Source organism: Streptomonospora wellingtoniae, from assembly GCF_031845375.1.
In the GTDB taxonomy this organism is placed as follows: domain Bacteria; phylum Actinomycetota; class Actinomycetes; order Streptosporangiales; family Streptosporangiaceae; genus Streptomonospora; species Streptomonospora wellingtoniae.
The window spans coordinates 1-22,267 of the sequence record NZ_JAVREK010000040.1; the positions used below are offsets into that span (position 1 = coordinate 1).

Consider the following 22,267-nt stretch of genomic DNA (forward strand, 5'->3'; position numbering starts at 1 on the left):
ACCCAGCGACATCCCGAGACTCCGGGCGACAAAAACAGCAGGTGAGAGCATCCGGAGTGCCCATGACCAGGGGTGCCCGAATGCCTGATAAGGATGAGGCCCCAGGTTCAAGTCCTGGTACGCCCACGTACATGAACTGCGAGAAGGCCCCTGTCGGATCACCGGCAGGGGCCTTCTTTCGTTCCGGGCAGCAGAAGCTCGGCGAGGCTGCGGGGATTTGCACGGAATTGAGGCCCGGCGTGATGCGCGACCCGGCCGGGTGCCCGGGGTGGCCGGCCGTTGATCGATTCGCCGACGTGTCGACATGGCGGCCTTTCGCGGATGCCGGCGGAGGTCCCGCCGTCCGCACGAGCGAGCCACGGAGCGGGGCAGTCCTGCCTCTCCACCTGCGGAGCCGTGCCGCGCGTCGCGGGTCGACCCGAGCGCGGACCGTCAGCTGCGCCGGCGGGTGTTGAGGCGGGCGGCCTGGCGGGTCAGGTAGTCGCGCTCGGCGAGGTTGGGTGCCCTCCGGGCCGCGTCGGCGTACAGCCGTGCTGCCGTCGCCACGTCTCCGCCGCCCTCGTGGAGGTAGGCCGCCACCGCGGTGTGGCGGGGCAGCGAGTCGTCCAGCTCCGCGAGCGCCGCCAGCCCGGCCCGCGGTCCCTCGGCCTCGCCGACCGCCACTGCGCGGTTGAGGCGGACGACCGGGCTGCCGGTCAGCCGCGCGAGCTCGTCGTACCACTCCACGATCTGCGCCCAGTCGGTCTCTTCTGCTGTGGGTGCGTCGGCGTGCAGGGCTGCGATGGCGGCTTGCGCCTGGAACTCGCCCAGCCGGTCGCGGGACAGCGCCGCCTGCAGGATCGCGATGCCCTCGGCGATCGACCGGGTGTCCCACCGGCCGCGGTCCTGCTCGGCGAGCGGCACCAGGCAGCCGTCGGGCGCGGTCCGGGTGGCGCGCCGGGCGTGGTGGAGCAGCATGAGGGCGAGCAGCCCTGCCACCTCGGGATGGTCGATCGCGGCGGCGAGCCGCCGGGTGAGCCGGATGGCCTCGGCGGCGAGGTCGACATCGCCGGAGTAGCCCTCGTTGAAGACCAGGTAGAGGACGCGCAGCACGGTGGCGACATCGCCGGGCCGGTCGAACCGCACGCCCGAGACGGTGCGCTTGGCGCGGCTGATGCGCTGCGCCATGGTCGCCTCGGGCACCAGGTAGGCCTGGGCGATCTGGCGGGTGGTCAGGCCGCCGACGGCGCGCAGCGTGAGTGCGACCGCGGACGACGGCGTAAGCGAGGGGTGGGCACACAGGAAGTAGAGCTGGAGCGTGTCGTCCACGCCGGCCGCGGGCCCGGGTGCCGGCTCCTCGTCGACGAGGTCCTCTCGCCGGCGGCGTGCGGCGTCGGTCCGGGCCGCGTCGAGGAACCGGTTCCAGGCCACGGTGACAAGCCAGCCCTTCGGGTCCCGCGGCGGGTCGGACCGCCAGACGCGAACCGCCTCGACCAGTGCGTCCTGCACAGCGTCCTCGGCCGCCGCGAAGTCGGCTCCGCGGCGGACGAGGATCCCGAGCACGCTCGGTGTGAGGCTCCGGAGCAGCGCCTCGTTCATGGGCGAGGTCACTCCGCGGCCGTGGGGTGCGAGGTCAGGAACGGGCGCACCTCGAGCCACTCGTGGATGGGCTTGCCGCCCGCACCGGGCGCGGCCGACAGCTCCCCGGCCAGCTCGACGGCGCGCTCGTAGCTGTCGACGTCGATCACCATCCAGCCGGCGATGAGGTCCTTGGTCTCGGCGAACGGGCCGTCGGTGACCGGCGGGCGCCCCGCACCGTCGTACCGGACGAACACGCCGTCGGGGGCGAGCGCCTGGCCGTCGACGAACTCGCCGGTCCCCTCGAGCCGGTCCGCGAAGTCCTGCATGTACTGCACGTGCGCCGAGATCTCCTCCGGCGTCCACTGGTCCATCGGCACGTCGTTGACCGGAGCCGGAGCGCCGCGGTAGTGCTTGAGCAGCAAGTACTTTGCCATGGTGTCTCTCCTCGGTGTTCGTGCGACCCGGTGTGGCCGCGTTCACCCCGGGGACGGAGCCGGCCACGGATTCTCGACATCGCCACCCGATTCTTTCTCCCCGATGAGCCCGGATGACGTATCGACATGGCGCCTTGTCACCGGTGGCGGCGGAGGGGCCGCGATCCGCGCTGCACATGGGCAGCCACCCGCCGGCGCTCGGTCCTCGGTGACGGGCATCGGCGCCGGAAGGCGGGGGCGGCGTCCTGCACGCCGGCGGCCGACCGGTTCGGCGACGTGTCGACATGGCGGCTCATCGACATGGCGGCTCGTCGAGGTGGCGACGGAGGCTCTGCCACCCGGCAGGGAGACCGGTGCCGCCCGGATCATCACCGATCTGCGCGTCGGTCGAGCCGCGGAACCGGACTCTGGAGCTCGTCGCGCTGCGGGACCGCCAGGACGTCGCCGCGCGGCGCAGCGGCAGCGCGCGCATCGTCCGCACGGAGCCGGGCTTCGACCGGCACCCCTGATGCACACGGGCCCCCGCCGCTACGCCGGCAGAGGGCCCGTCGGTCTCGTGGGGCGCGGCCGCTACCCCTGGCCGCTCTGGCCGCCGCAGCCGAGGCAGTCGGTGCTGAACACGGTCTCGCCTGCGACCTTTCCGGTGAACTCGCCCTGGACACCGTTGGTGAAGTCGGTGTCGCCGCTGCCGAAGGAACCGTCGAAGGCGACGTCGGCCCCCTGCTGCGTCGTCCCGCTGCAATCGGCCGAGAACGTTCCCTCCTGGTCCTCCTCGACCTGGCAGTCGAGCTCCCCCTCGATGGGAAAGCCCGCTGACGCGAACGCGTCCTCGGCGGCGATGCGCAGCCCTTCGGCCGCGACCCCGCCGAATAGCGCCTCCCGCTGCTCGGGGGTGCAGCCGACAAGCGCCGCCCCGACCGCCAGGGCCGCGACGGCCGTAGTCGCGATCCCGTTCCGCATGCGTCCCGTTCCCCAGCTCGTCATGGGCACAGCGTATTCGGGAATGCCGCTCGCGCCAGGAGACCAGGTCACCCGGCCAGCCGTGCGGACACGAACCGGGCCCGCTCCGCCACGGGTGCGCGGGGCAACTCGACCAGGTGGTAGCCGTACGCCGTGTACGCCTCGACCATCGCGGCGTGGGTGCGCTCGGCCTCGCCGAGGGACTGCCGGCGTTCGGAGTCGGTGCGGTAGATCTCCGGCCAGGGCGGGGCGATGAAGACCGTGCGGTGGTAGCGCAACCGGTGGGCCGCCGCGTGCACGTGCTCGGGCACCGGGAGCCCCTCGACCCCCAGGTAGCCGGCGACATCGACGACTCCCCTGTCGAACAGGACGGTGCCGCCGCGCTCGCGCGCGAGGCCGTGGGCGCGCATCTCCCAGGACAGCATCACCTCGGCGAACAGGTCCGGATCCTTCCAGGGCAGGGCGCGGCCGCCGATGGCGGCCTGGTCGCGGATGACGGCGCGCCCCACCTCTGGTGAGGAGGCGAACCCCAGCGTGCCGAGGTGCGCGATCAGCGTGGTCTTGCCCGACCCGGGACCGCCGGTGATGACGACGGAGCGGTCGGGGGCGGCGGTCATTGTGGTCTGTTCTCCGTTCCGTGGGGGCCGATCCGGTGATCGGCGCTCTTCCGAGGTTGCCCGTTCGGACGTGCGGGTGTCCGCATGTCGACATGGGGACGTGTCGCCGTGTCGCTCCGGCCGACCGTCCGCCCCGGGGGCGTATCAGGGGCAGCCGCACCCCGGCGCACCGGGCGGAAGCCGACATGGGGACATGGCGACACGACGTCCGGGCCGTCCGGGTCCGAGCCGGGGTCGCGCGTCCCGGCGGGTCGCCTTCGCTCGCGAAGCGGAGGCCGCCATGTCGATACGGCGCTTCCGGCCGGCTGCCCGGTCGCCGGCGCACCGGTCCCCCGCGGTGTCCGGGACGGCGCGGCGCGACTCTCACCCGCCCGGCAGCGATTCGCATCTGCGCTTGAGGAACGCCTTCTCGGCGGCGTTGTCCGTGCGGGCGTGAGCCGCGGCGTAGGCCTCTGCGGCCTCGTCCGCGCGGCCGAGCCGGCGGAGCAGGTCGGCCCGGACCGCGTGGTAGATGTGGTGCCCGTCGAGGTGGAGGCCGTCGACGGCGTTCAGTGCCGCCGCCGGTCCGCGGGTCTCGGCGAGCGCCGCCGCGCGGTGCAGGGCGACGACCGGCGTCGGCGTGAGAGCGTAGAGCCGATCGTACAGCCGCACGATCTGCTCCCAGTCGGTGCCGTCGGCGGTAGCGGCGTCGCTGTGCACGGCGCTGATCGCCGCCTGGACCTGGTACGGCCCCGGAGCTCCTCGGCGCAGGCAGCGGCGGACCAGCTCCTGGCCCTCTTCGACGAGGTCGGCGTCCCACCGGCCGCGGTCCTGTTCGGCCAGGGGAACCAGGGAGCCGTCGGCGGCGGTTCGCGCGGGCCGGCGCGACTCGGTGAGCAGCATCAGCGCCAGCAGGCCCCACACCTCGGGTTCATCGGGCATCAGCTCGGCCAGCAGTCGGCCCAGGCGGACCGCCTCGGCGCAGAGGTCCTCGCGGACGAGCTCCTGTCCCGAGGTCGCCGCGTAGCCCTCGTTGAAGACGAGGTAGACGACGGCCAGCACGTGGCGCAACCGGTCGGGCAGGTCGGCGTCGCCGGGAACACGATAGGGGATGCGCGCGTCCCTGATCTTGTTCTTGGCCCTGACCAGCCGTTGGGCCATCGTCGCCTCGGGCACCAGGTAGGCGCGGGCGATCTCGGCCGTGGTCAGGCCGCCCAGCAGCCGCAGCGCCAGGGCGACCCGCGCGTTGGGTGAGAGCGCGGGGTGGCAGCACACGAAGACGAGGCGGAGGCGGTCGTCGCGCACGGGGCCCTCCTCGGGCGGCCCGCCGGGGTCGTGCAGCAGGGCCGCCTGCGCGTGCCGCTCCGTGCGCAGCGCGTCGCTGCGCAGCCGGTCCACGGCGCGGTTGCGGGCGGTGGTGATGATCCAGCCTGCGGGCCGCGGCGGCAGGCCCTGAGCGGGCCAGTGCCGCAGCGCGGCGGCGAAGGCCTCCTGGACCGCCTCCTCAGCGATGTCGATGTCGCCGAAGCGGCGGACCAGGATGGCTACCGCGCGGGCGTGCTCCTCACGGAAGACGCGTTCGACCTCCGCGGATGAGACCGCCGGACCGCGGGTACTCACCCGCAGCTTCCCCCCTGCATCGGTCGGACCTCGATCGGCAGGGTGGTGGCCCGCGCGAGCTTGCGGCCCCACTCCAGCGCGGCGTCAAGGTCGTCGGCCTCGACGACGGTGAACCCGCCGATGTGCTCCTTGCCCTCGGCGAAGGGGCCGTCGGTCATGGTCGCCTCGTCGCCCTGGGCGCGTACCACGGTGGCGGTGGACGCCTCGTGCAGCCCCGCGGCGAACACCCAGGCGCCGGCGTCGCGCATCTCCTGGTTGACCGACGCGACGTCGCGCATGATCGGGTCGAGCCTCTCGGGCTCCGGTGCGGGGCCGTCGGGCTGGTAGATGCTGAGCAGGTAGTGGGCCATGACGCTCCTCCTCGGGTTTGGGGGGCCGGTACTCGATCCGGCCCTCTCACCCCCTACACGAACAGCATGCCTCGCAATCGACAGGCACATCACCGGCGATCTTGTAGCCATCGCAAATGGAAATCGATTTCCTTCACGATGGCTACAAGATCGCCGGGGGTTCGGACCTGGACGTCGGGCCCTGGGCGCTCCGGACCGGCCGGTTCGGCCGATGTCCGGCAACTCCTGCCGTGGCGGCTGTGCCCAGCGTGGCCCATGCTGGTACCCCGACACCAGCGAGCGAAGGAGAGTAGACGATGAGGTTCGCGGTGAACGCGCTGAACTTCGGCCTGCACGGAACGGCGGAGACACTGGCGGCCTGGGCGCGCAACGCCGAGGACGCCGGCTTCCACGCGGTGATGATCTCCGATCACGTCGCCGTGACCCCCGATGTGGCCGAGCAGTACCCGGCACCGTTCTTCGACCCGTTCGCGACGCTGGCGTGGCTGGCCGCGCAGACCGAGCGGGTGCGGCTGGGCACCACGGTGGCGATCCTGCCGTACCGGTCGCCGCTGCTCACCGCGCGCATGGCCGCCAACATCGACCACTTCAGCGGCGGCCGGCTCATCCTCGGAGTCGGCATCAGCTGGCCGGAGCAGGAGTACGCCGCTCTCGACGTGCCCTTCTCCAAGCGGGGCCGCATCGCCGACGACTACCTGGCGGCCATCACCGAGCTGTGGACCCGCGACACCGCGTCGATCGACACGCCGTCGGTGTCCTTCTCCGACGTGCAGACGGGGCCGCGCCCGGTGCAGGACCCGCATCCGCCGATCTGGGTAGGCGGCAACTCCCGGGCCGCCGCGACCCGCGCCGCCCGCTTCGGCAGCGGATGGCATCCGATCAACGTCACGCCCGGGTGGCTGGCCGAGGAGGGGATGCCGATGCTGCGCGCGGCCGCTGAGCGCGAAGGGCGCCCGGTGCCGGCACTGCAGCCGCGTATCGCCCTGCCCCAGGAGGGCCTCGACGCCGGCGCGCTGCGCCGCGTCCGCGAGGACCTGCTGGCCTTCGAGGATCTGGGAGCGGACTACGTGCTCTTCGACAGCTATGCGGGCACGCCCGAACGGCAGCGGCCGTTCGCCGACGACTGGGCGATGTTCGCGACGCTCGCCGAGCGGGTGCTCGATCTCGACGGCGGGACCGTGCGGTAGCCGGGATCCGGCCGTCCGGCAGGGGCCGGAGCGACGCCGGGTCGGTCGGCCGATCGGGCGGCGGCCCCGGGGGCGGTCGTCATGGCGCCATGTCGACAGGTCGCCGTGTCGCGGGGGCGACGTGTCGGCACGTCGCCGCGCCCGCTCCGTCGCCCGCGACCCCGCCCCGGCCGCCCGTTCAGGCCTCCGTCCGCTCCTTGGCCACGAGCGTCAGCACGTCGTAGGTGGCCACCGGGCTCCCTTCGGCGTTGTCGACGACGGCGTCCCAGCGGACCTCGCCGTAGTCGGCGTTGGCGCGCGGGGTGATCTGCTTGGCGGTGAGCGTCACGGCGATGGAGTCGCCCGCCTTCACCGGGGTGAGGAAGCGCAGGTTGTCCACCCCGAAGTTCGCCAGCACCGGGCCCGGCACAGGGTCGACGAACAGGCCCGCGGCCATGGAGACCACCAGGTAGCCGTGCGCGACGATCCCGCCGAACAGCGGGTTCGCGGCGGCCGCCTCGGGGTCGGTGTGGGCGTAGAACGTGTCGCCGGTGAGCTCGGCGAAGCGGCCGATGTCCTCCAGGCCGACCGTGCGCCGCCCGGAGGCCACGGTGTCGCCGATGCGCAGCTCGGCCAGGCTCTTGCGGAACGGGTGGACGCCGTCGTCGCGTCGGCGCGCACCCGGGGTCCAGCGCCCGGTGACCGCGGTCGCCATGTCCGGGGACGCCTGCACCGCCGTGCGCTGCATGTGGTGTACGACGCTGCGGATGCCGCCGAGCTCCTCACCGCCTCCGGCGCGCCCGGGTCCGCCGTGCACGAGCACGGGCAGCGGCGCGCCGTGGCCGGTGGACTCCTGGGCGTCGTCGCGGTCGAGTACGAGGATCCGGCCGTGCCAGGGCGCCAGGCCCGCCACGAGCTCGCGGGCGGCGCCGGGGTCGGCGGTGACCACGGAGGCGACCAGGCTGCCGCGGCCGCGCGCCGCCAGTTCGACCGCCTCCTGCGTGCTCCGGTAGCCGATCACCGTGCTGACCGGTCCGAACGCCTCGACCTCGTGCGGTTCGTCTGCGCCGCCCTCGGCCCGCAGCAGCAGCGGCGACACGAACGCGCCCCGCTGCGGATCGGCGCCGACCGGGGAGCAGCGCTCGGGGTCGCCGACGACCGCCTCGGCCGAGCCCAGCAGCCGGTGGACCGCCTTGCGCACCTCGGTGCGCTGGTCGAGCGCCGCGAGCGGTCCCATGGTGGTGCCCTCCTGAGCCGGGTCGCCCACGACGACCGACTCCAGCCGCTCCCCCACGGCGGCGACCACCTCGCCGGCGAGGTGGTCGGGCACGATCGCGCGGCGGATGGCCGTGCACTTCTGCCCGGCCTTGACGGTCATCTCGGTGACGAGCTGGTCGGCGAAGAGCGCGAACTCCGGGTCGTGCGGGGTGACGTCGGGGCCCAGGACCGAGCAGTTGAGCGAATCGGCCTCGACGCCGAGCCGAACGCCGCCGTGCACGACGGCAGGATGGGCGCGCAGCTTCGCCCCGGTCTCGGCGGAGCCGGTGAAGGCGACCGAGTCCTGAGGGCCGAGGTGGTCGAGCAGGCCGGACGGAGGGCCCGCGAGCAGCTGGAGCGCGCCTTCGGGCAGCAGACCGGACTCGACGATGCGCCGCACCACCAGCTCGGTGAGGTAGGCGGTCTGGCTCGCGGGTTTGACGATGCTGGGCACGCCCGCAAGGAAGGCGGGGGCGAACTTCTCCAGCATGCCCCACACCGGGAAGTTGAAGGCGTTGATCTGCACGGCCACCCCCGGCCGGGAGGTGTAGACGTGCTGGCCGACGAAGGTGCCGCCGCGGCTGAGTCGTTCGACCGCGCCGTCGGCCAGCACCGTGTCGTCGGGCAGCTCGCGGGTGCCCTTGCTCGCGTAGCTGAAGAGGGAGCCGATGCCGCCGTCGACGTCGAAGGCGTTGTCGCGCCGGGTGGCCCCGGTGCGGTGCGAGAGAGCGTGGAACTCCGCGGTGAGGGCGTTGAGGTGCTTGGCCAGGCTCTTCAAGGCGGCGGCGCGCTCGTGGAAGGTGAGCGAGCGCAGCGCCGGCCCGCCGACACCGCGGCCGTAGTCGACCATGCCGGCGACGTCGGGCCCGGTTCCGGACAGGCGGGCGACCGTCTCGCCGGTGGTCGCGTCGGCCAGCGGCATGCCCTCGTCGGGCGCGCGGTACCAGGCGCCCTGAGCGTAGCTCTCCAGTAGTGCGGTCACGGCTGGGTCCCTCCATTGCGCCCTCGGCCTGCGTGGTGGCAGAATATTACAGACCGAGCGGTCAGTAAATGATCCGGGAGGAGCCATGGCGGCACCCGCGGAGGCGGACGAAGAGCGGCTCAACGCCGAGTTCGAGGCGGTCGTCGCCCGCCAGGAGCGCATTGAGCCCCGCGACTGGATGCCCGAGGGCTACCGAAAGACCCTCGTCCGCCAGATCGCCCAGCACGCGCATTCCGAGATCATCGGCATGCAGCCCGAAGGGGCGTGGATCTCGCGCGCGCCGTCGCTGCGCCGCAAGGCCATCCTGCTCGCCAAGGTCCAGGACGAGGCCGGGCACGGCCTGTACCTCTACTCGGCGGCCGAGACGCTGGGCGTCGACCGCGCCGAGCTGACCCGCCGGCTGATCACCGGTGCGCAGAAGTACTCCTCGATCTTCAACTACCCCACCCCCGACTACGCCGACGTGGGCACCATCGGCTGGCTCGTGGACGGCGCGGCCATCTGCAACCAGGTGCCGCTGTGCCGCAGCTCCTACGGCCCCTACAGCCGGGCGATGATCCGCATCTGCAAGGAGGAGTCCTTCCACCAGCGCCAGGGCTACGAGCTGCTGCTGACGATGATGCGCGGCACCGAAGAGCAGCGGGCCATGGTGCAGGACTCCGTCGACCGGTGGTGGTGGCCCTCGTTGATGATGTTCGGCCCGCCCGACGCCGACTCGCCCAACACCGCGCAGTCCATGCACTGGGGCATCAAGCGCCACACCAACGACGAGCTGCGCCAGCGCTTCGTCGACATGACGGTTCCGCAGGCCGACGCGCTGGGCGTGCGCCTGCCCGATCCCGAGCTCGCCTGGAATCCCGAGCGCGGCCACTACGACTTCGGGCAGCCCGACTGGGCGGAGTTCACCCGCGTCGTCAAGGGCGACGGGCCCTGCAACGCCGAGCGGATCGCCCACCGCCGCCGCGCACACGAGGACGGCGCCTGGGTTCGCGAGGCCGCGGCGGCCTTCGCCGTGCGCGGGCCCGCGCACGCCCGCACCGAAGGAGGCGAGGACTGATGGACGCAGCGACGCCCGACGCCGACTGGCCGCTCTACGAGGTGTTCGTACGCGGCAAGCGCGGACTCAACCACGTGCACGCCGGGTCCCTGCACGCGGCCGACGACGAGATGGCGCTGCACCGCGCCCGCGACGTCTACACCCGCCGCAACGAGGGAGTGAGCGTGTGGGTGGTGCGCTCCGCGCTCGTCACCGCGTCCAGCCCTGACGAGAAGGACCCGATGTTCGCCCCCAGCGGCGACAAGGTCTACCGCCACCCCACCTTCTACACCGTCCCCGACGACGTGCCGCACATGTGAGGCCGCAGATGACCCACCCCTTCGCCGCGGACCCCGACGACGAGTCGGTATACGCCGGGCTGGTCGGCGTCGACGACGACGCGTCGCAGTGGGCCTTCGGCACCGGCTTCGACGACCCGCTGGCCGGTGTCGACACCACCGTGCCCGAGGGTGTGGACCGCGCCGACCTCGCCGCCTACTGCCTGATGCTCGGCGACGACGCACTCGTGCTGGCCCAGCGGCTGGCCGAGTGGTGCAGCCGCGCGCCCGAGCTGGAGGAGGACGTCGCGCTGGCCAACGTCTCCCTCGACCTGCTGGGCCAGGCACGGCTGCTGCTGGCCCGCGCCGCCGCGGCCGACCCCGGCGCCGTCCCGCCGCTGCCGCCCGACTCGCCCGTGCCGGCCGAGGACGCGCTCGCCTACTTCCGCGACGCCGGCGGCTTCCGCAACGTCGCGCTCGCGGAGATCCGCAACGGCGACTTCGCGCAGTCGGCGCTGCGGCTGCTGCTGTTCTCCGTGTGGCGGCTGGCTCTGCTGGAGAAGCTGCGCGAGTCCGCCGACCCGGTGCTGTCGGCCGTCGCCGGCAAGGGCGTGGCCGAGGTCGCCTACCACCGCGACTACGCCGCCCGGTGGACGGTGACCCTGGCGCAGGGCACCGCGGAGTCGCGCCGCCGCATCGAGGCCGGTGCCGAGGCGGTCTGGCCGCACGCCGCCGAGCTGTTCGCCGTCGACCCGGTGGAGCGCCGCATGGCCGAATGCGGCGTCGCCGCCGCACCGGACGCGCTGCTCGCCGACTGCGAACCGGTGCTGGAGAAGGTCCTCGCCGCCGCGGACCTGCCCCGGCCCGACACCGCCGGCCCCGCCCGGGCGCGCGGGCGCGCCGGGAGCCACACCCCGGAGCTGTCCGGGCTCCTCGCCGAGATGCAGTCGCTGGCCCGCGAGCACCCCGGGGGAACCTGGTGAACGCCGAAGCCGAGGGGGCGGCCGCCCGAACCCGCAATCGCGACGAGCGCCGCCGGCCCGGCGGGCCCGACCGGGCGGAGCGGGCCGCGGCCGACCGGAGGCGCGCTCGGGAGGCGGCGGCGTCGGTCGCCGACCCCGAACTTCCCATGCTGACGCTGGCCGACCTGGGTGTACTCGGCGAGATCGACGCCGACGGCGACGGCGGCGCAATCGTGTGCGTCACCCCCACCTACTCCGGCTGCCCGGCGATGGGCGCCATCCGCGCCGACCTCGACCGCGCGCTGCACGCCGCCGGGTTCACCCGTGTCGAGCTGCGTACGGTGCTCCACCCGCCGTGGAGCACCGACAGGATCACCGAGCGCGGCCGCCGCCTGCTCGCCGAGCACGGTGTCTCGCCACCGGGACCGGCGCCCGAGCGCGACGGGCCAGTGCCGCTGTCGCTGGCCCCGCGCCGCCGTGCCCTGCACTGCCCCCGATGCGGCTCCGACGCCGCCGAGCTGACCTCCGAGTTCGGCTCGACGGCCTGCAAGGCCCTGTACCGCTGCACCGCATGCGCGGAACCCTTCGAGCACATGAAGGAGATCTGAGTGACCGCCACCTCGACCGAGCCGCGGCGGCGTACGGCCCCGGCCTTCCACAGCCTGCGCGTCGCCTCGGTCGAACCGCTGTGCCCGGACGCGGCGGCGGTCACCTTCGAGGTGCCGCCCGAGCTGGCCGCCGAGTTCGCCTTCCGCCCCGGCCAGTCGCTTACCCTGCGCCGCCGCGTCGGCGGCCGTGAGCACCGGCGCCACTACTCGATCTGCGCGCCCGCGGGCGGCCCCCTGCGCGTCGGGGTGCGCGAAGTCCCCGACGGGCTGTTCTCCTCATGGCTGGTCCACGAGGTCGCCCCCGGTGACGAGATCGAGGCCGCCGCACCCTCCGGCTCGTTCTGCGCCGACCCCACCGGAGGCGGGCGCCACCTGCTCGTCGCCGCCGGGTCGGGCATCACCCCGGTGCTGTCGATCGCGGCGTCGGTGCTGGAGGGCAACCCGGGCGCCGAGGCGACCCTGGTCTACGGCAACCGCACCTCGCGCACCGCCATGTTCGCCGAGGAGCTCGCCGACCTGAAGAACCGCTTCACCGACCGCTTCCAACTCGTCCACGTCCTCTCCCGCGAGCCCCGCGACGCCGACCTGCTCTCCGGGCGGCTGGAGCCCGACCGGCTGCGGCGGCTGCTGGAGGCGCTGGTCCCGTTGAGCCGCACCGACGACGTGTGGCTGTGCGGGCCCTACGCCATGACCGAGGGCGCGCGCGGCGTCGTGGCCGATCTCGGGATGCCCGCCGAGCGGGTCCACCGGGAGCTGTTCCACGTCGACGCGCCTCCCCCGCCGCCCCGCCGCACCGAGGCGGCCGCGCCGTCGGAGGGCACCCTGACGTTCGTACTCGACGGGAGCAGCAGCAGCGCGCCGATTCGGGCCGGCGCGAGCGTCCTCGACTCCGCCCAGGCCACGCGCGCGGACCTTCCCTTCGCCTGCCGCGGCGGAGTGTGCGGCACGTGCCGGGCACGGGTCACCGCCGGCGAGGTGGAGATGCGGCGCAACTTCGCGCTGGAGGACGCCGAGGTGGCAGCGGGGTTCGTGCTGACCTGCCAGTCCCACCCGACCACCGCCGAGGTGACCGTCGACTACGACGCCTGAGGAAGGCTCGGGCCCTCCGGAGGCCGCGGGGCTCGCCGGAGGGCCGAGCGGTGCCGGTGACCGGTCAGCAGGACACCAGGCGTTCGAACTGGCCCTGCGGGCCGTACCGGTCGGTCTTGGTCTGGCCGGGGCGGATTCCCATGCACCGGCTGTCTTGGGCGTCCGAGATGATCGCCATGACCCGCTTGTACTTGCCGCAGTCGTTGGTGACGTCGACGTAGCGCCAGCCCAAGCTCCAGCCGGTGTCGGTGTGGACGCAGTTGGGGACCGCCGCCGTGGCCGGGCCCGCCTGTTCCGCGGCGGCGGGCGCCGCGAATGCGGCGACGGCCACCGCGGCCGTCGCCGCGAACACCGAGCAATTGCGGATGAGGTTCTTCATTTCCCTTTCCCTTCCGAATAGTGGACGAGCCGCGTTGGGGTCACGGTAGGCGGGCGCAGGCAGCGGATTCGAGGACTTTCAGCCGATTCTGAAAGTGCCAGATCACAGGATCGATCGCGGGCGGCGCCGGCAGCGTGCCGCGGGTATCGGAATTCATGAATCCGGGGAACGGGATTTCCGGATTCCGGGACTCGCTCCGACCGAATGCCGCGACGCTTCAGTCCCGCCGTCGGCGCGCCGACTCGCCCTCGATCACCGCCCGGCCGAGGGCGGTCGTCGTATGGATCACGGTGTTGCCGTCGCGGAGGCTGACCATGAGGCCGGACTCCCGCAGCACCGCCGTGTGCTGACTCACCGCGGCCGGCGACACGCCCAGTTGGCAGGCGACCTCCGTGGTGGTCATGCCGTCGGCGACCGATCGGAGGATGGCGGCGCGGGTGGCCCCGAGGAGCCGCGACAGAGCCGGGCCGGGATCCGGCGCGGAGCCCGGTGGCGGGCGGAGCCACAACGGGTCGGGATCGATCGGATAGACCAGGACCGGCGGGCGATCCGGGTCGGCCAGGGTGATGGGCCGGTACCAGCAGAAGTGCGAGGGGATCAGCAGCAATCCGCGCCCGCGCAGGTGGATGTCGAGGTCGACGCGGCCCTTGTCGACCTCCAGTACCGGCGGGCGCCACCGCATGGCGGGCCCGAAGCTCTCCAGGAGGGCGGCCGGTCCGCCGGACCGCAGTGCACGCCCGCGCCGCGCCCGGTCGGCGGCCACGCGGTCGCAGACGGCGCCCCAGTACGGTTCGACGGCTGCCCGGTGGTAGGAGCCGAGCATGCGCCCCAGCGACTTCCGCGCGCCGGTGCCGCGGTCGGCCAGCCGAAGCGACCACGCGGGTGCGCCGTGCCGCCGCTCCAGCAGTTCCAGGTCGCGTACGACCAGCTCGCGCGGTGTGGCCATGACCGCTTCGACTCCTTCCTCGGCGCCTATCAGGCCTTCCGGCGGGGTCAGGAAGTCGGGGAAATAGGTGCCGTTCGGCGCGAGCGGCACCAGGTCGGCGCGGACCTTCGCGGACAGTCCGTCGCGATGCAGGCGGCCGCCGACCTCCGATCGCCACAGCGAAAAGGCGGTCCGCGCGTACCGGGCACGCAGCATGTGCAGGCTGAGGACGGTCTCCCACATGGCGTCCGGGCGCTCGGCGACGTGCGTGCGCGCCAGGTCCTGGGTCGTGAAGTGGATCCGCAGCATCGCCACCGCGCTCCAAGGCGGACGGGTTCGGGGCATCCGGGGACCGCCGAACGCGGGCGGCCGCGGTCTCGCTCGCGTGTGAGCGTTCCATCGCGAACGGTAGCGGACTACCGTGTCGACGGATGTCATTCGAGGTCACCGGGTTGCAAGGGTGGCCGACCTGGTATTCCCGGCGATGGAGCGGGCGGCCTGCGGGCCGCCGGACATCCGTGAGCCGGGCGCTCGGCGCCGACGGCTCCCGACGCCTTGACGCTTCCGAGAAACGCTCTTTACAGTAATTTTACCTTCGGGTCAGAGCCGGGGAACGCGACGCCCTTCGTGGCGGAGCGCCGGGGGTGGGGCCGCCGGGTTTCCGAAGCGCCGCAAGGCGCAGAGTTCAGGAGGTCGATCATGGCAGGTCCCCGCGCGGCAGAACCGCGCAGATCCCGTCAGTTCCTCGCCGCGTGCTCGGCGACGGCCGGTGCCCTGCTGCTGCCGCTCATGGTGGCGGCCGCCCCGACCGCCGCGGCGGCTCCCCGCTGCGACTCCACCGAGGACTGCCTTGCGCAGATGACTCTGGAGGAGAAGGCGGGCCAGATGACGCAGGTCAACCACTCCAACGTCATGGACGACAAGGAGGCGATCGCCGAGTACGGCATCGGCTCGCTGCTCTCCGGCGGCGGAGCGGGCCCGGGCGGCGAGCCCGGCGGCACGGCCGCCGAATGGGCCGACATGTACGACGGGTACCAGCGCGCCGCCCTCGAAAGCCGCCTGGGAATCCCGCTGATCTACGGCGTCGACGCGGTACACGGCCACAGCAACGTCGAGGGCGCCACCGTCTTCCCGCACAACATCGGCATGGGCGCCACGCGCAACCCCTGGCTGGTGCGCCGCGCGCAGAACGTCACGCGCAAGGAGGTCCTGGGCACCGGCATCGACTGGAACTTCGCGCCCGCGGTGAGCGTGCCGCGCGACGACCGCTGGGGCCGTACCTACGAGGGCTTCGGCGAGGTACCCCACCTCGCCGGCATGATGGGCTACGCCTCGATCAAGGGCCTGCAGGGGCACGGCCGCGGCGTGGGCTCCGACGGCGTCGCCGCGACCGCCAAGCACTACGTCGCCGACGGCGGCACCGCCTGGGGCACCGGCGAGGGCGACTACATGATCGACCAGGGCGACGCGCAGATGAGCGAGCGCGAGCTGCGCCGCATCCACCTGCGCCCCTACCGCGCCGCCGTCCGCGCCGGCGCGGCCTCGGTGATGGTGTCCTTCAGCAGCTGGAACGGGCTGAAGATGCACCAGCACGAGTACCTGGTCGACGAGGTGCTCAAGGGCGAACTCGGCTTCGACGGCGTGGTGGTCTCCGACTGGGCCGGCGTGCGGCAGGTCGAGGGCGACTCCTACGCCGAGAAGGTGCGCAAGTCGGTCAACGCCGGGCTGGACATGATCATGGTGCCCGACGACTACGAGCAGAACATCGAGGCGATCGTCGGCGAGGTGCGCGCCGGCCGCATCAGCGAGAAGCGCATCGACGACGCGGTCCGGCGCATCCTCGACCTCAAGTTCGACCAGGAGCTGTTCGACAAGCCGTTCGCCGACCGCGGCTACACCGGCGACGTCGGCTCCGCCGAGCACCGCGCGGTCGCGCGCGAGGCGGTGGCGCAGTCGCAGGTGCTGCTGAAGAACGACGGCGTCCTGCCGCTATCGCGCAACTCGGGCAAGGACATCGTGGTGGGCGGCAAGACCGCCGACAACCTCGGCTACCAGCTCGGCGGATGGTCGATCAGCTGGCAGGGCAGCGGCGGCGACATCACCGAGGGCACCACCTTGTGGGAGGCGGTGCAGCAGGAGACCGAGGGCACCGACACCGATGTGCGGTTCGTCGGAACCGACACCGGCCAGGACTTCTCCGGCGACATCGGCATCTGGGTCGGCGGCGAGACCCCTTACGCCGAGGGCTTCGGCGATGACGCCGACCTGGCCCTCAGCGAGGCCGACAGTAAGCAGCTCGGCGACATCTGCGCCAAGACCGACGTGTGCATCGCCATGCTGGTCTCGGGGCGCCCGCTGATCGTCGACGAGGAGCTGGAGACCGCGGACGCCTTCGTCGCCTCCTGGCTGCCGGGCAGTGAGGGCGCCGGCATGACCGACGTCCTCTTCGGCCACGAGCACTTCCGCGGACGCCTGCCCGTGACCTGGCCGTCCTCGGTCGACCAGGAGCCCATCAACCGCGGCGACGGGCAGAAGCCCCTCTTCCGCCTGGGCTACGGCCTGCGCCGCTGACACCCGTCCCGCACGCGGCCGCGCCGGACATGCCCACCGGCGCGGCCGCCGCGCGCTGCGGGGCCGGGTGCCCGGCGGGGCCGCCGCGCAGTCGGGCCGAGGAGCGCCAGGGCCGGCCGCCGGAAAACCCGTTGCATCGCCGGCCGGGCCGATGCCAGCCTGGTCGATGCGGGCGTGCTGCGTCCGCGGCAGACGACCCCGGCACCACGGAGGCGACACTTCCCGATGCGCATGATCGACGAAATCGCGACTGCTCAGCTCGTTTGTCGGCGCACCACCGGGAGGTCCCGTGTCTCACTCGATCGTCTGCTCCGAACTCTCCTTCGAATGGCCTGACGGCACCGCCGTCTTCTCGGGGCTGAACGCCTCCTTCGACAGCGGGCGCACCGGCCTGATCGGGCTCAACGGCTCGGGCAAGTCCACGCTGCTCAAGCTCATCGCCGGTCGGCTCGTGCCCGCCTCGGGCACCGTCCGAGTCGAGGGCGACATCGGCCGCCTCGACCAGGACCTCACCCTGGACACCGGCCAGACGGTCGCCCGGCTGCTCGGCATCGACCGCATCCGCACGGCGCTGCGGGCGATCGAGGCCGGAGACGCCGCCGAAGCCAACTTCACGGCCGTCGGCGACGACTGGGACATCGAGGAGCGCGCCGCCGCCGAGCTGGAGCGGTTCGGAATCGCGCTGGAAGGACCCGAACCGCTGGACCGCACCGTCGCCTCGCTCTCCGGCGGCGAAGCGGTGCTGACCGCCCTCGCCGGGCTCATCCTGCGCCGCCCCGCCGTCACCCTGCTGGACGAGCCGACCAACAACCTCGACGGACGGGCGCGCGCACTCCTCTACCAGGCGGTGGAGTCCTGGCGCGGCGTGCTCGTGGTCGTCAGCCACGACCGCGAGCTGCTGGAGCGCGTCGACCGCGTCGCCGAGCTGCGCGAGGGCGGCATCCGGGTCTGGGGCGGCAACTACTCGGCCTACACCGAGCAGCTCGCCGCCGAGCAGGAAGCCGCGCAGCGTGCGGTCCGCGCCGCCGAGGCCGACGTCCGGCGTGAGAAGCGCCAGCTCATCGACGCCCGGACCAAGTTGGACCGCCGGGAGCGCTACGGGCGCAAGATGAACGAGAACAAGCGCGAGCCGAAGGTCGTGATGGGCCAGCGCAAGAGGGACGCCCAGGTCTCCGCGGGCAAGCACCGCATCATGCAGACGGAGAAGGTCGGGGAGGCCGAGCAGGCGCTGGCCGAGTCGGAGTCGGCCGTGCGCGACGACGACCGCATCCGCATCCGGCTGCCCGACACCGAGGTCCCCGCCGGCCGCTCCGTGCTGGAGGTGGACGGGCCGCAGGGCCGGATCCACGTGCAAGGACCCGAGCGGATCGCGCTGACCGGCGACAACGGCACCGGAAAGACCACGTTCCTGCGCGCCGTCGCCGGTTCGGGGGTCCACCCTGACGTGTCCGTGGTCCGTGTCGCCGACCGCGTCGGCTACCTGCCCCAACGCCTGGACGTCCTCGACGACCGGATGAGCGTGCTGGAGAACGTGCGTGCTGCGGCGCCTTCCGCGTCCCCGCAGCGGGTGCGCGCCGACCTGGCCCGCTTCCTCATCCGCGGGGACCGGGTCGAGGACCGGGCGGGCGTCCTCTCGGGCGGCGAGCGCTTCCGCGTCACGCTGGCCTGCCTGCTGCTGGCCGACCCGCCGCCCCAGCTACTGCTCCTGGACGAGCCCACCAACAACCTCGACCTGCACAGCGTGGACCGGCTGACCGAGGCGCTGGCGGCCTACCGCGGCGCGCTGATCGTGGCCGGGCACGACACCGCGTTCCTCGCCCAGATCAACATCACGCGCTGGTGGCGCCTGGAGCGCGGTGGGGCCCCGGCCGAGTCCGATCCTCCGGCGGTCGCGGGAGGATGACCGCGGCCCGGTGCGGGCGCGGTGCCGGGCGGGGATGTCGATGAGTCGACAGGGTGCCGAGTCTCCCTGTCGGTGTGTCGGTGTGTCGGTGTGTCGGTGTGTCGGTGTGTCGGCGGCGCCCCGTCTCCTGCGGACTCGGGGGTACGCCCGATTGGATCTTACTTAGACAGTTGAGTTAAGTAAGTTGCGTCGCTTATAGTTGCCATGGCGCAACAGGGGGAAGCCGTCCGGCCGGCCGGTACGTCCACACGTTCCGGGTCCTCGACCCGAGACGACGTCCACCTTGGGATGACCTATGCGAACACGCCTGGTTCTGACCGCCTCGGCGGTCTTCACCCTCCTCTTGTCCTTCTTCGTCGCCGTCCATCCGGCCACCGCCGAGGCCGGATTCCAGATCCAGGACGGCCGCCTGGTCGACGCTGACGGCAACGACTTCGTGATGCGCGGCGTCAACCACCCGCATGCCTGGTACGCAGGCGAAACCGAGTCCTTTGCCGAGATCGGCTCGCTCGGCGCCAACGCTGTCCGCGTCGTGCTCAGCAACGGCGTCCAGTGGACCCGCAACGACGCCGCCGACGTCGCCGACGTGATCAGCGAGTGCAAGGCCAACAAGCTCATCTGCGTGCTGGAGGTGCACGACACCACCGGCTACGGCGAGGAGAGCGCCGCGTCCTCCCTGGACCGGGCCGTCGACTACTGGATCGACATCCAGAGCGCGCTTGAGGGCCAGGAGGCCTACACGATCCTGAACATCGGCAACGAGCCCTACGGCAACCAGGGCTACGAGCCGTGGGCCTCCGACACCTCCGACGCCGTCAACCGCCTGCGGGCCGCCGGCTACGACCACACGATCATGGTCGACGCGCCCAACTGGGGACAGGACTGGACCCACACCATGCGCGACAACGCCGCGCAGGTGTTCGAGAGCGACCCGCACCGCAACGTCCTCTTCGACATCCACATGTACGGGGTCTACGAGCAGGCGTCGACGATCCAGGACTACCTGGGGTACTTCGTCGACAACGGCCTGCCCATCGTCGTCGGCGAGTTCGGTCATGACCACAGCGACGGCAACCCCGACGAGGACGCCATCATGGCCACCGCCGAGCAGCACGGTCTCGGCTACCTCGGCTGGTCCTACAGCGGCAACGGCGGCGGCGTCGAGTACCTGGACCTGACGAACGACTTCGACCCCGACAGCCTGACCTCCTGGGGAGAGCGGCTGTTCAACGGCGAGAACGGGATCGCCGCCACGGCCGAGACCGCCGGCGTCTACGACTCGACCGGCCCGGACCCCGATCCCAGCCCCACCGACGAGCCCACCCCGGAGCCCGGCGACGGATGCACCGCCGAGTACACCGTCCAGAACGAGTGGTCCGGCGGCTTCGTCGCCGAAGTGAGCGTGACCGCGGAAGAGGCTCTCGACGGCTGGGAGGTCGCCTGGACCTACGCCGACGGCCAGACCGTCTCCAGCGCCTGGAACGCCGAGGTCAGCGCCGACGGGTCGCAGGTGTCCGCGACCAACGTCTCCTACAACGGCACCCTCGCCTCCGGGCAGAGCGCCGCATTCGGCCTCCAGGGCACCTACAGCGACGCCAACTCCGTTCCCGAGCTCGCCTGCTCCGCGAACTAGCAGCGGACGGCGGCATCCGAACGTCCGGCGGCGGCACCCCGTTACGGGAGCGCTCCCATAGTAGCGGGAACCGTCGCCGGGCCCGCTTTCGGCGCCGTGCCCGGTCCGACCCGGCCGGGCACGGCGCCTCGTCGCGCGCCCGTGCCGGGGCCGCGCTCCCGAGCCGGCAGCCAACCGCCGTAGCGACATGTCCACATGCGGGCATGGCGCGCGGGCCCGCCCGCACCTAGCCTGATTCGCCATGAACCGCAGACGAATCCGTTCCTTCGCCGCCGGCGTGCTGATCGCCAACAGCGCCCCGCACATCGCCACCGCCATCAGCGGGCGCCGCCACCTCACGCCGCTGGCCGGCCGCGACTCCGGCCCCGCCGCGAACGGCGTCTGGGCGGGCATGAACCTGGCCGCCGGGGCGCTGCTGCTGCGGGGCAAGCGCCGCCCCGCGACCGCCGCGCGCTGGGACGGCGACCTCGTCGCCTTCGAGGCCGGCTACCTCGCCTTCGCGCTGTGGATGGCCGGTTCGGAGGCGACGATGCGCCTGAATTGGGACGCGGGGAAAGCGGAATAGCGCCGGGCCGGCCGCGGCCGCAGACGCGCGAGGGGGCCGCGCCCGCGGCCCCCTCTGTCGTCGCTGTCGCGCGGGCTGCGCGGCGCCGCGGCTATGCGGCCAGGCCCGCCTTGAGGGCTCCGGCCACGCTCACGACGCGCCGGGCCTGCACCTGGGCGGCGGTGCGCGTCACGTCGTCGACGGGGCTGTTGCCCTGGGCGTCGACGTGGGAGGTGCCGTAGGGATTGCCGTCGGCGAACTTGCTCGCGTGCGTGTAGCCGGGGGGCACGATGATCCCGCCGAAGTGGTAGAAGCTGTTCGACAGCGCCAGGAGGGTCGACTCCTGACCGCCGTGCAGCGTGGCGGTGGAGGTGAAGCCGCTGTAGACCTTGTCCGCGAGCAGGCCCTGCTGCCACTGGGGGCCGAGCTGGTCGATGAACTGCTTGAGCTGAGAGGCGATGTTGCCGTACCGCGTCGGCGAGCCGAATACGACGGCGTCCGCCCAAACGACGTCATCCGGCGTGGCGTCCGGGATGTCCTTCGTGTCCTCGACGTTGGCCGCCCACGCCGGGTTGCCGGCGATCGCCTCGGCGGGGGCCAGTTCGGCCGCCTTGCGCAGGCGCACCTCGGCGCCCTCCTTCTCGGCCGTCTCCTGGATCTCGCGTGCGATGGCGAAGCCGGTGCCGGTGGAGGAGTAGTAGATGATGCTCAGCTTCACGGACTCGCTCATGGTGTCCTCCTGGGAACAGCGTGCGTTATTGCTTTCCTGGAAAGATAATGCATACGGATCTAACTGCGCGAGCCCTGGGCGGGTTGTGTGGCGAGCGCCACGTGGCGGAGCCGTGGTGAGGCGTGAGGAGGCGGCCCACCGTGCTTCGGCTCGGATCCGAGCCTTCATCGACGGCGACCGGGGTCGGTGCGGCATCGCCTCTCAGGGAAGTGGCCCACATCACTGTTTGCCCGAGTTGGCATCGTCCGGCTCAAGGGCTAAAGTGGGGCGGGTCGCTTGAGGCACCGGGATCTCGGTGCATCCGGGCGGCGGTCTTCCTCGGTCGCAGCGAACACCCCCAGGGTGGGCGTGACCGCATCCCGATCAGACGCTTCGTTCAGCGCGGTCGGCACTCGGCAGGATTCGATCGGATCTTCTCCGCTGTGCGACTGTGTCCGAATGCGCCCTGAATGGGTTTCAGGAATTCGGTTGACTCGCCGATTTTGCGGGTTTGCGGAAGTCTTGTTAACGTGGAGACACAACAGAACGCGGATGCGGGATCGCGGACGCCGGAACACGTTTCCGGGTGACGCGGTCGAAGGATCCGCTGGGAGATTCCGTCTCTTGGGATAGAGTCTGAGCGGGCCCGCTTCATTGGCGGGGCCGGGGCTTGTACCGGATGAGCGGTCGCTTCTTGAGAACTCA

The 22,267-nt window shown here is 72.4% G+C and carries 21 protein-coding genes; 11 read left to right on the forward strand and 10 right to left on the reverse strand.

The genetic code is table 11. From position 1 onward, the window contains the following. Nucleotides 1–432: 432 nt before the first annotated feature. On the reverse strand, nt 433–1,578 hold the full coding sequence (locus RM446_RS24085) for an RNA polymerase sigma factor (RefSeq protein ID WP_311547732.1): 1,146 nt from the start codon (nt 1,576–1,578) through the stop codon (nt 433–435). An 8-nt stretch (nt 1,579–1,586) separates the two neighbouring features. Beyond that, nucleotides 1,587–1,994: a YciI family protein gene (locus RM446_RS24090; protein WP_311547733.1), complete on the reverse strand. Its 408-nt coding sequence runs from the start codon at nt 1,992–1,994 to the stop codon at nt 1,587–1,589. Nucleotides 1,995–2,347: 353 nt separating this feature from the next. Here RM446_RS24090 and RM446_RS24095 point away from each other — a divergent pair, with 353 nt between their 5' ends. After that, entirely contained in the window at nt 2,348–2,503 is a 156-nt protein-coding gene (locus tag RM446_RS24095; protein WP_311547734.1) for a hypothetical protein, read from the forward strand. A 61-nt stretch (nt 2,504–2,564) separates the two neighbouring features. Here RM446_RS24095 and RM446_RS24100 read toward each other — a convergent pair whose 3' ends face one another. From RM446_RS24100 to RM446_RS24115, 4 genes are all read right to left on the reverse strand, one after another. Further along, on the reverse strand, nt 2,565–2,978 hold the full coding sequence (locus RM446_RS24100; RefSeq protein WP_311547735.1) for a hypothetical protein: 414 nt from the start codon (nt 2,976–2,978) through the stop codon (nt 2,565–2,567). A 44-nt stretch (nt 2,979–3,022) separates the two neighbouring features. Next, nucleotides 3,023–3,571 carry an AAA family ATPase gene (locus RM446_RS24105; RefSeq protein WP_311547736.1) on the reverse strand — a complete coding sequence of 183 codons (549 nt, stop codon included), beginning with the start codon at nt 3,569–3,571 and terminating at the stop codon, nt 3,023–3,025. A 363-nt stretch (nt 3,572–3,934) separates the two neighbouring features. Next, the gene (locus RM446_RS24110; RefSeq protein ID WP_311547737.1) at nt 3,935–5,170 is read right to left on the reverse strand and encodes an RNA polymerase sigma factor; all 1,236 of its coding nucleotides are present in this window, start codon (nt 5,168–5,170) and stop codon (nt 3,935–3,937) included. Beyond that, nucleotides 5,167–5,520: a YciI family protein gene (locus tag RM446_RS24115; protein WP_311547738.1), complete on the reverse strand. Its 354-nt coding sequence runs from the start codon at nt 5,518–5,520 to the stop codon at nt 5,167–5,169. The genes RM446_RS24110 and RM446_RS24115 overlap by 4 nt, the downstream gene beginning before the upstream one ends. 296 nt (nt 5,521–5,816) lie before the next feature. Between RM446_RS24115 and RM446_RS24120 the strand changes: the two genes are divergently transcribed. Next, the gene (locus RM446_RS24120; RefSeq protein ID WP_311547739.1) at nt 5,817–6,707 is read left to right on the forward strand and encodes a TIGR03619 family F420-dependent LLM class oxidoreductase; all 891 of its coding nucleotides are present in this window, start codon (nt 5,817–5,819) and stop codon (nt 6,705–6,707) included. 178 nt (nt 6,708–6,885) lie between these two features. Here RM446_RS24120 and paaZ read toward each other — a convergent pair whose 3' ends face one another. Beyond that, the gene (gene paaZ, locus RM446_RS24125) at nt 6,886–8,925 is read right to left on the reverse strand and encodes a phenylacetic acid degradation bifunctional protein PaaZ (protein WP_311547740.1); all 2,040 of its coding nucleotides are present in this window, start codon (nt 8,923–8,925) and stop codon (nt 6,886–6,888) included. A gap of 85 nt (nt 8,926–9,010) precedes the next feature. Here paaZ and paaA point away from each other — a divergent pair, with 85 nt between their 5' ends. Genes paaA through paaE form a run of 5 tightly spaced genes read left to right on the forward strand, consistent with a single transcriptional unit; the run spans nt 9,011 to nt 12,898 of the window. Further along, a complete protein-coding gene (gene paaA / locus RM446_RS24130) occupies nt 9,011–9,982 on the forward strand; it encodes a 1,2-phenylacetyl-CoA epoxidase subunit PaaA (RefSeq protein WP_311547741.1) in 972 nt (323 codons plus the stop codon). After that, nucleotides 9,982–10,281, forward strand: a complete 300-nt coding sequence (gene paaB / locus RM446_RS24135; RefSeq protein WP_311547742.1) for a 1,2-phenylacetyl-CoA epoxidase subunit PaaB — start codon at nt 9,982–9,984, stop codon at nt 10,279–10,281. Before paaA ends, paaB begins: the two co-directional genes overlap by 1 nt. An 8-nt stretch (nt 10,282–10,289) precedes the next feature. Then, nucleotides 10,290–11,222, forward strand: coding sequence for a 1,2-phenylacetyl-CoA epoxidase subunit PaaC (gene paaC, locus RM446_RS24140; RefSeq protein WP_311547743.1), 933 nt, complete (start codon nt 10,290–10,292; stop codon nt 11,220–11,222). Continuing rightward, complete coding sequence (paaD, locus tag RM446_RS24145; RefSeq protein ID WP_311547744.1) at nt 11,219–11,809, forward strand: 1,2-phenylacetyl-CoA epoxidase subunit PaaD; 591 nt, start codon at nt 11,219–11,221, stop codon at nt 11,807–11,809. Before paaC ends, paaD begins: the two co-directional genes overlap by 4 nt. Continuing rightward, on the forward strand, nt 11,810–12,898 hold the full coding sequence (paaE, locus tag RM446_RS24150) for a 1,2-phenylacetyl-CoA epoxidase subunit PaaE (protein ID WP_311547745.1): 1,089 nt from the start codon (nt 11,810–11,812) through the stop codon (nt 12,896–12,898). Between the two features lie 64 nt (nt 12,899–12,962). Here paaE and RM446_RS24155 read toward each other — a convergent pair whose 3' ends face one another. Further along, nucleotides 12,963–13,277 (reverse strand): hypothetical protein, encoded by a 315-nt coding sequence (locus tag RM446_RS24155; RefSeq protein WP_311547746.1) that lies wholly within the window; start codon nt 13,275–13,277, stop codon nt 12,963–12,965. A gap of 217 nt (nt 13,278–13,494) precedes the next feature. Next, complete coding sequence (locus tag RM446_RS24160) at nt 13,495–14,511, reverse strand: ArsR/SmtB family transcription factor (RefSeq protein ID WP_311547752.1); 1,017 nt, start codon at nt 14,509–14,511, stop codon at nt 13,495–13,497. 390 nt (nt 14,512–14,901) lie between these two features. Between RM446_RS24160 and RM446_RS24165 the strand changes: the two genes are divergently transcribed. From RM446_RS24165 to RM446_RS24180, 4 genes are all read left to right on the forward strand, one after another. After that, a complete protein-coding gene (locus tag RM446_RS24165) occupies nt 14,902–16,773 on the forward strand; it encodes a glycoside hydrolase family 3 protein (RefSeq protein WP_311547747.1) in 1,872 nt (623 codons plus the stop codon). 289 nt (nt 16,774–17,062) lie between these two features. Further along, nucleotides 17,063–18,676 carry an ABC-F family ATP-binding cassette domain-containing protein gene (locus RM446_RS24170; protein ID WP_311547748.1) on the forward strand — a complete coding sequence of 538 codons (1,614 nt, stop codon included), beginning with the start codon at nt 17,063–17,065 and terminating at the stop codon, nt 18,674–18,676. 295 nt (nt 18,677–18,971) lie between these two features. Further along, nucleotides 18,972–20,309, forward strand: a complete 1,338-nt coding sequence (locus tag RM446_RS24175; protein WP_311547749.1) for a cellulase family glycosylhydrolase — start codon at nt 18,972–18,974, stop codon at nt 20,307–20,309. A gap of 241 nt (nt 20,310–20,550) precedes the next feature. Next, nucleotides 20,551–20,874, forward strand: a complete 324-nt coding sequence (locus RM446_RS24180; protein ID WP_311547750.1) for a hypothetical protein — start codon at nt 20,551–20,553, stop codon at nt 20,872–20,874. Between the two features lie 91 nt (nt 20,875–20,965). On the opposite strand, the gene wrbA is transcribed toward RM446_RS24180, so the two are convergent. Next, a complete protein-coding gene (gene wrbA / locus RM446_RS24185; RefSeq protein WP_311547751.1) occupies nt 20,966–21,583 on the reverse strand; it encodes an NAD(P)H:quinone oxidoreductase in 618 nt (205 codons plus the stop codon). Nucleotides 21,584–22,267: the final 684 nt, after the last annotated feature.

What these genes read in the sequence shown, in the direction of transcription:
- RM446_RS24115 (WP_311547738.1), bottom strand. Translation starts at nt 5,520, where the DNA reads ATGGCCCACTACCTGCTCAGCATCTACCAGCCCGACGGCCCCGCACCG.
- paaA (WP_311547741.1), top strand. Translation starts at nt 9,011, where the DNA reads ATGGCGGCACCCGCGGAGGCGGACGAAGAGCGGCTCAACGCCGAGTTC.
- paaB (WP_311547742.1), top strand. Translation starts at nt 9,982, where the DNA reads ATGGACGCAGCGACGCCCGACGCCGACTGGCCGCTCTACGAGGTGTTC.
- paaC (WP_311547743.1), top strand. Translation starts at nt 10,290, where the DNA reads ATGACCCACCCCTTCGCCGCGGACCCCGACGACGAGTCGGTATACGCC.
- RM446_RS24105 (WP_311547736.1), bottom strand. Translation starts at nt 3,571, where the DNA reads ATGACCGCCGCCCCCGACCGCTCCGTCGTCATCACCGGCGGTCCCGGG.
- RM446_RS24165 (WP_311547747.1), top strand. Translation starts at nt 14,902, where the DNA reads ATGGCAGGTCCCCGCGCGGCAGAACCGCGCAGATCCCGTCAGTTCCTC.
- RM446_RS24120 (WP_311547739.1), top strand. Translation starts at nt 5,817, where the DNA reads ATGAGGTTCGCGGTGAACGCGCTGAACTTCGGCCTGCACGGAACGGCG.
- RM446_RS24155 (WP_311547746.1), bottom strand. Translation starts at nt 13,277, where the DNA reads ATGAAGAACCTCATCCGCAATTGCTCGGTGTTCGCGGCGACGGCCGCG.
- RM446_RS24175 (WP_311547749.1), top strand. Translation starts at nt 18,972, where the DNA reads ATGCGAACACGCCTGGTTCTGACCGCCTCGGCGGTCTTCACCCTCCTC.
- RM446_RS24180 (WP_311547750.1), top strand. Translation starts at nt 20,551, where the DNA reads ATGAACCGCAGACGAATCCGTTCCTTCGCCGCCGGCGTGCTGATCGCC.
- RM446_RS24160 (WP_311547752.1), bottom strand. Translation starts at nt 14,511, where the DNA reads ATGCTGCGGATCCACTTCACGACCCAGGACCTGGCGCGCACGCACGTC.
- RM446_RS24090 (WP_311547733.1), bottom strand. Translation starts at nt 1,994, where the DNA reads ATGGCAAAGTACTTGCTGCTCAAGCACTACCGCGGCGCTCCGGCTCCG.
- RM446_RS24085 (WP_311547732.1), bottom strand. Translation starts at nt 1,578, where the DNA reads ATGAACGAGGCGCTGCTCCGGAGCCTCACACCGAGCGTGCTCGGGATC.
- RM446_RS24100 (WP_311547735.1), bottom strand. Translation starts at nt 2,978, where the DNA reads ATGACGAGCTGGGGAACGGGACGCATGCGGAACGGGATCGCGACTACG.
- wrbA (WP_311547751.1), bottom strand. Translation starts at nt 21,583, where the DNA reads ATGAGCGAGTCCGTGAAGCTGAGCATCATCTACTACTCCTCCACCGGC.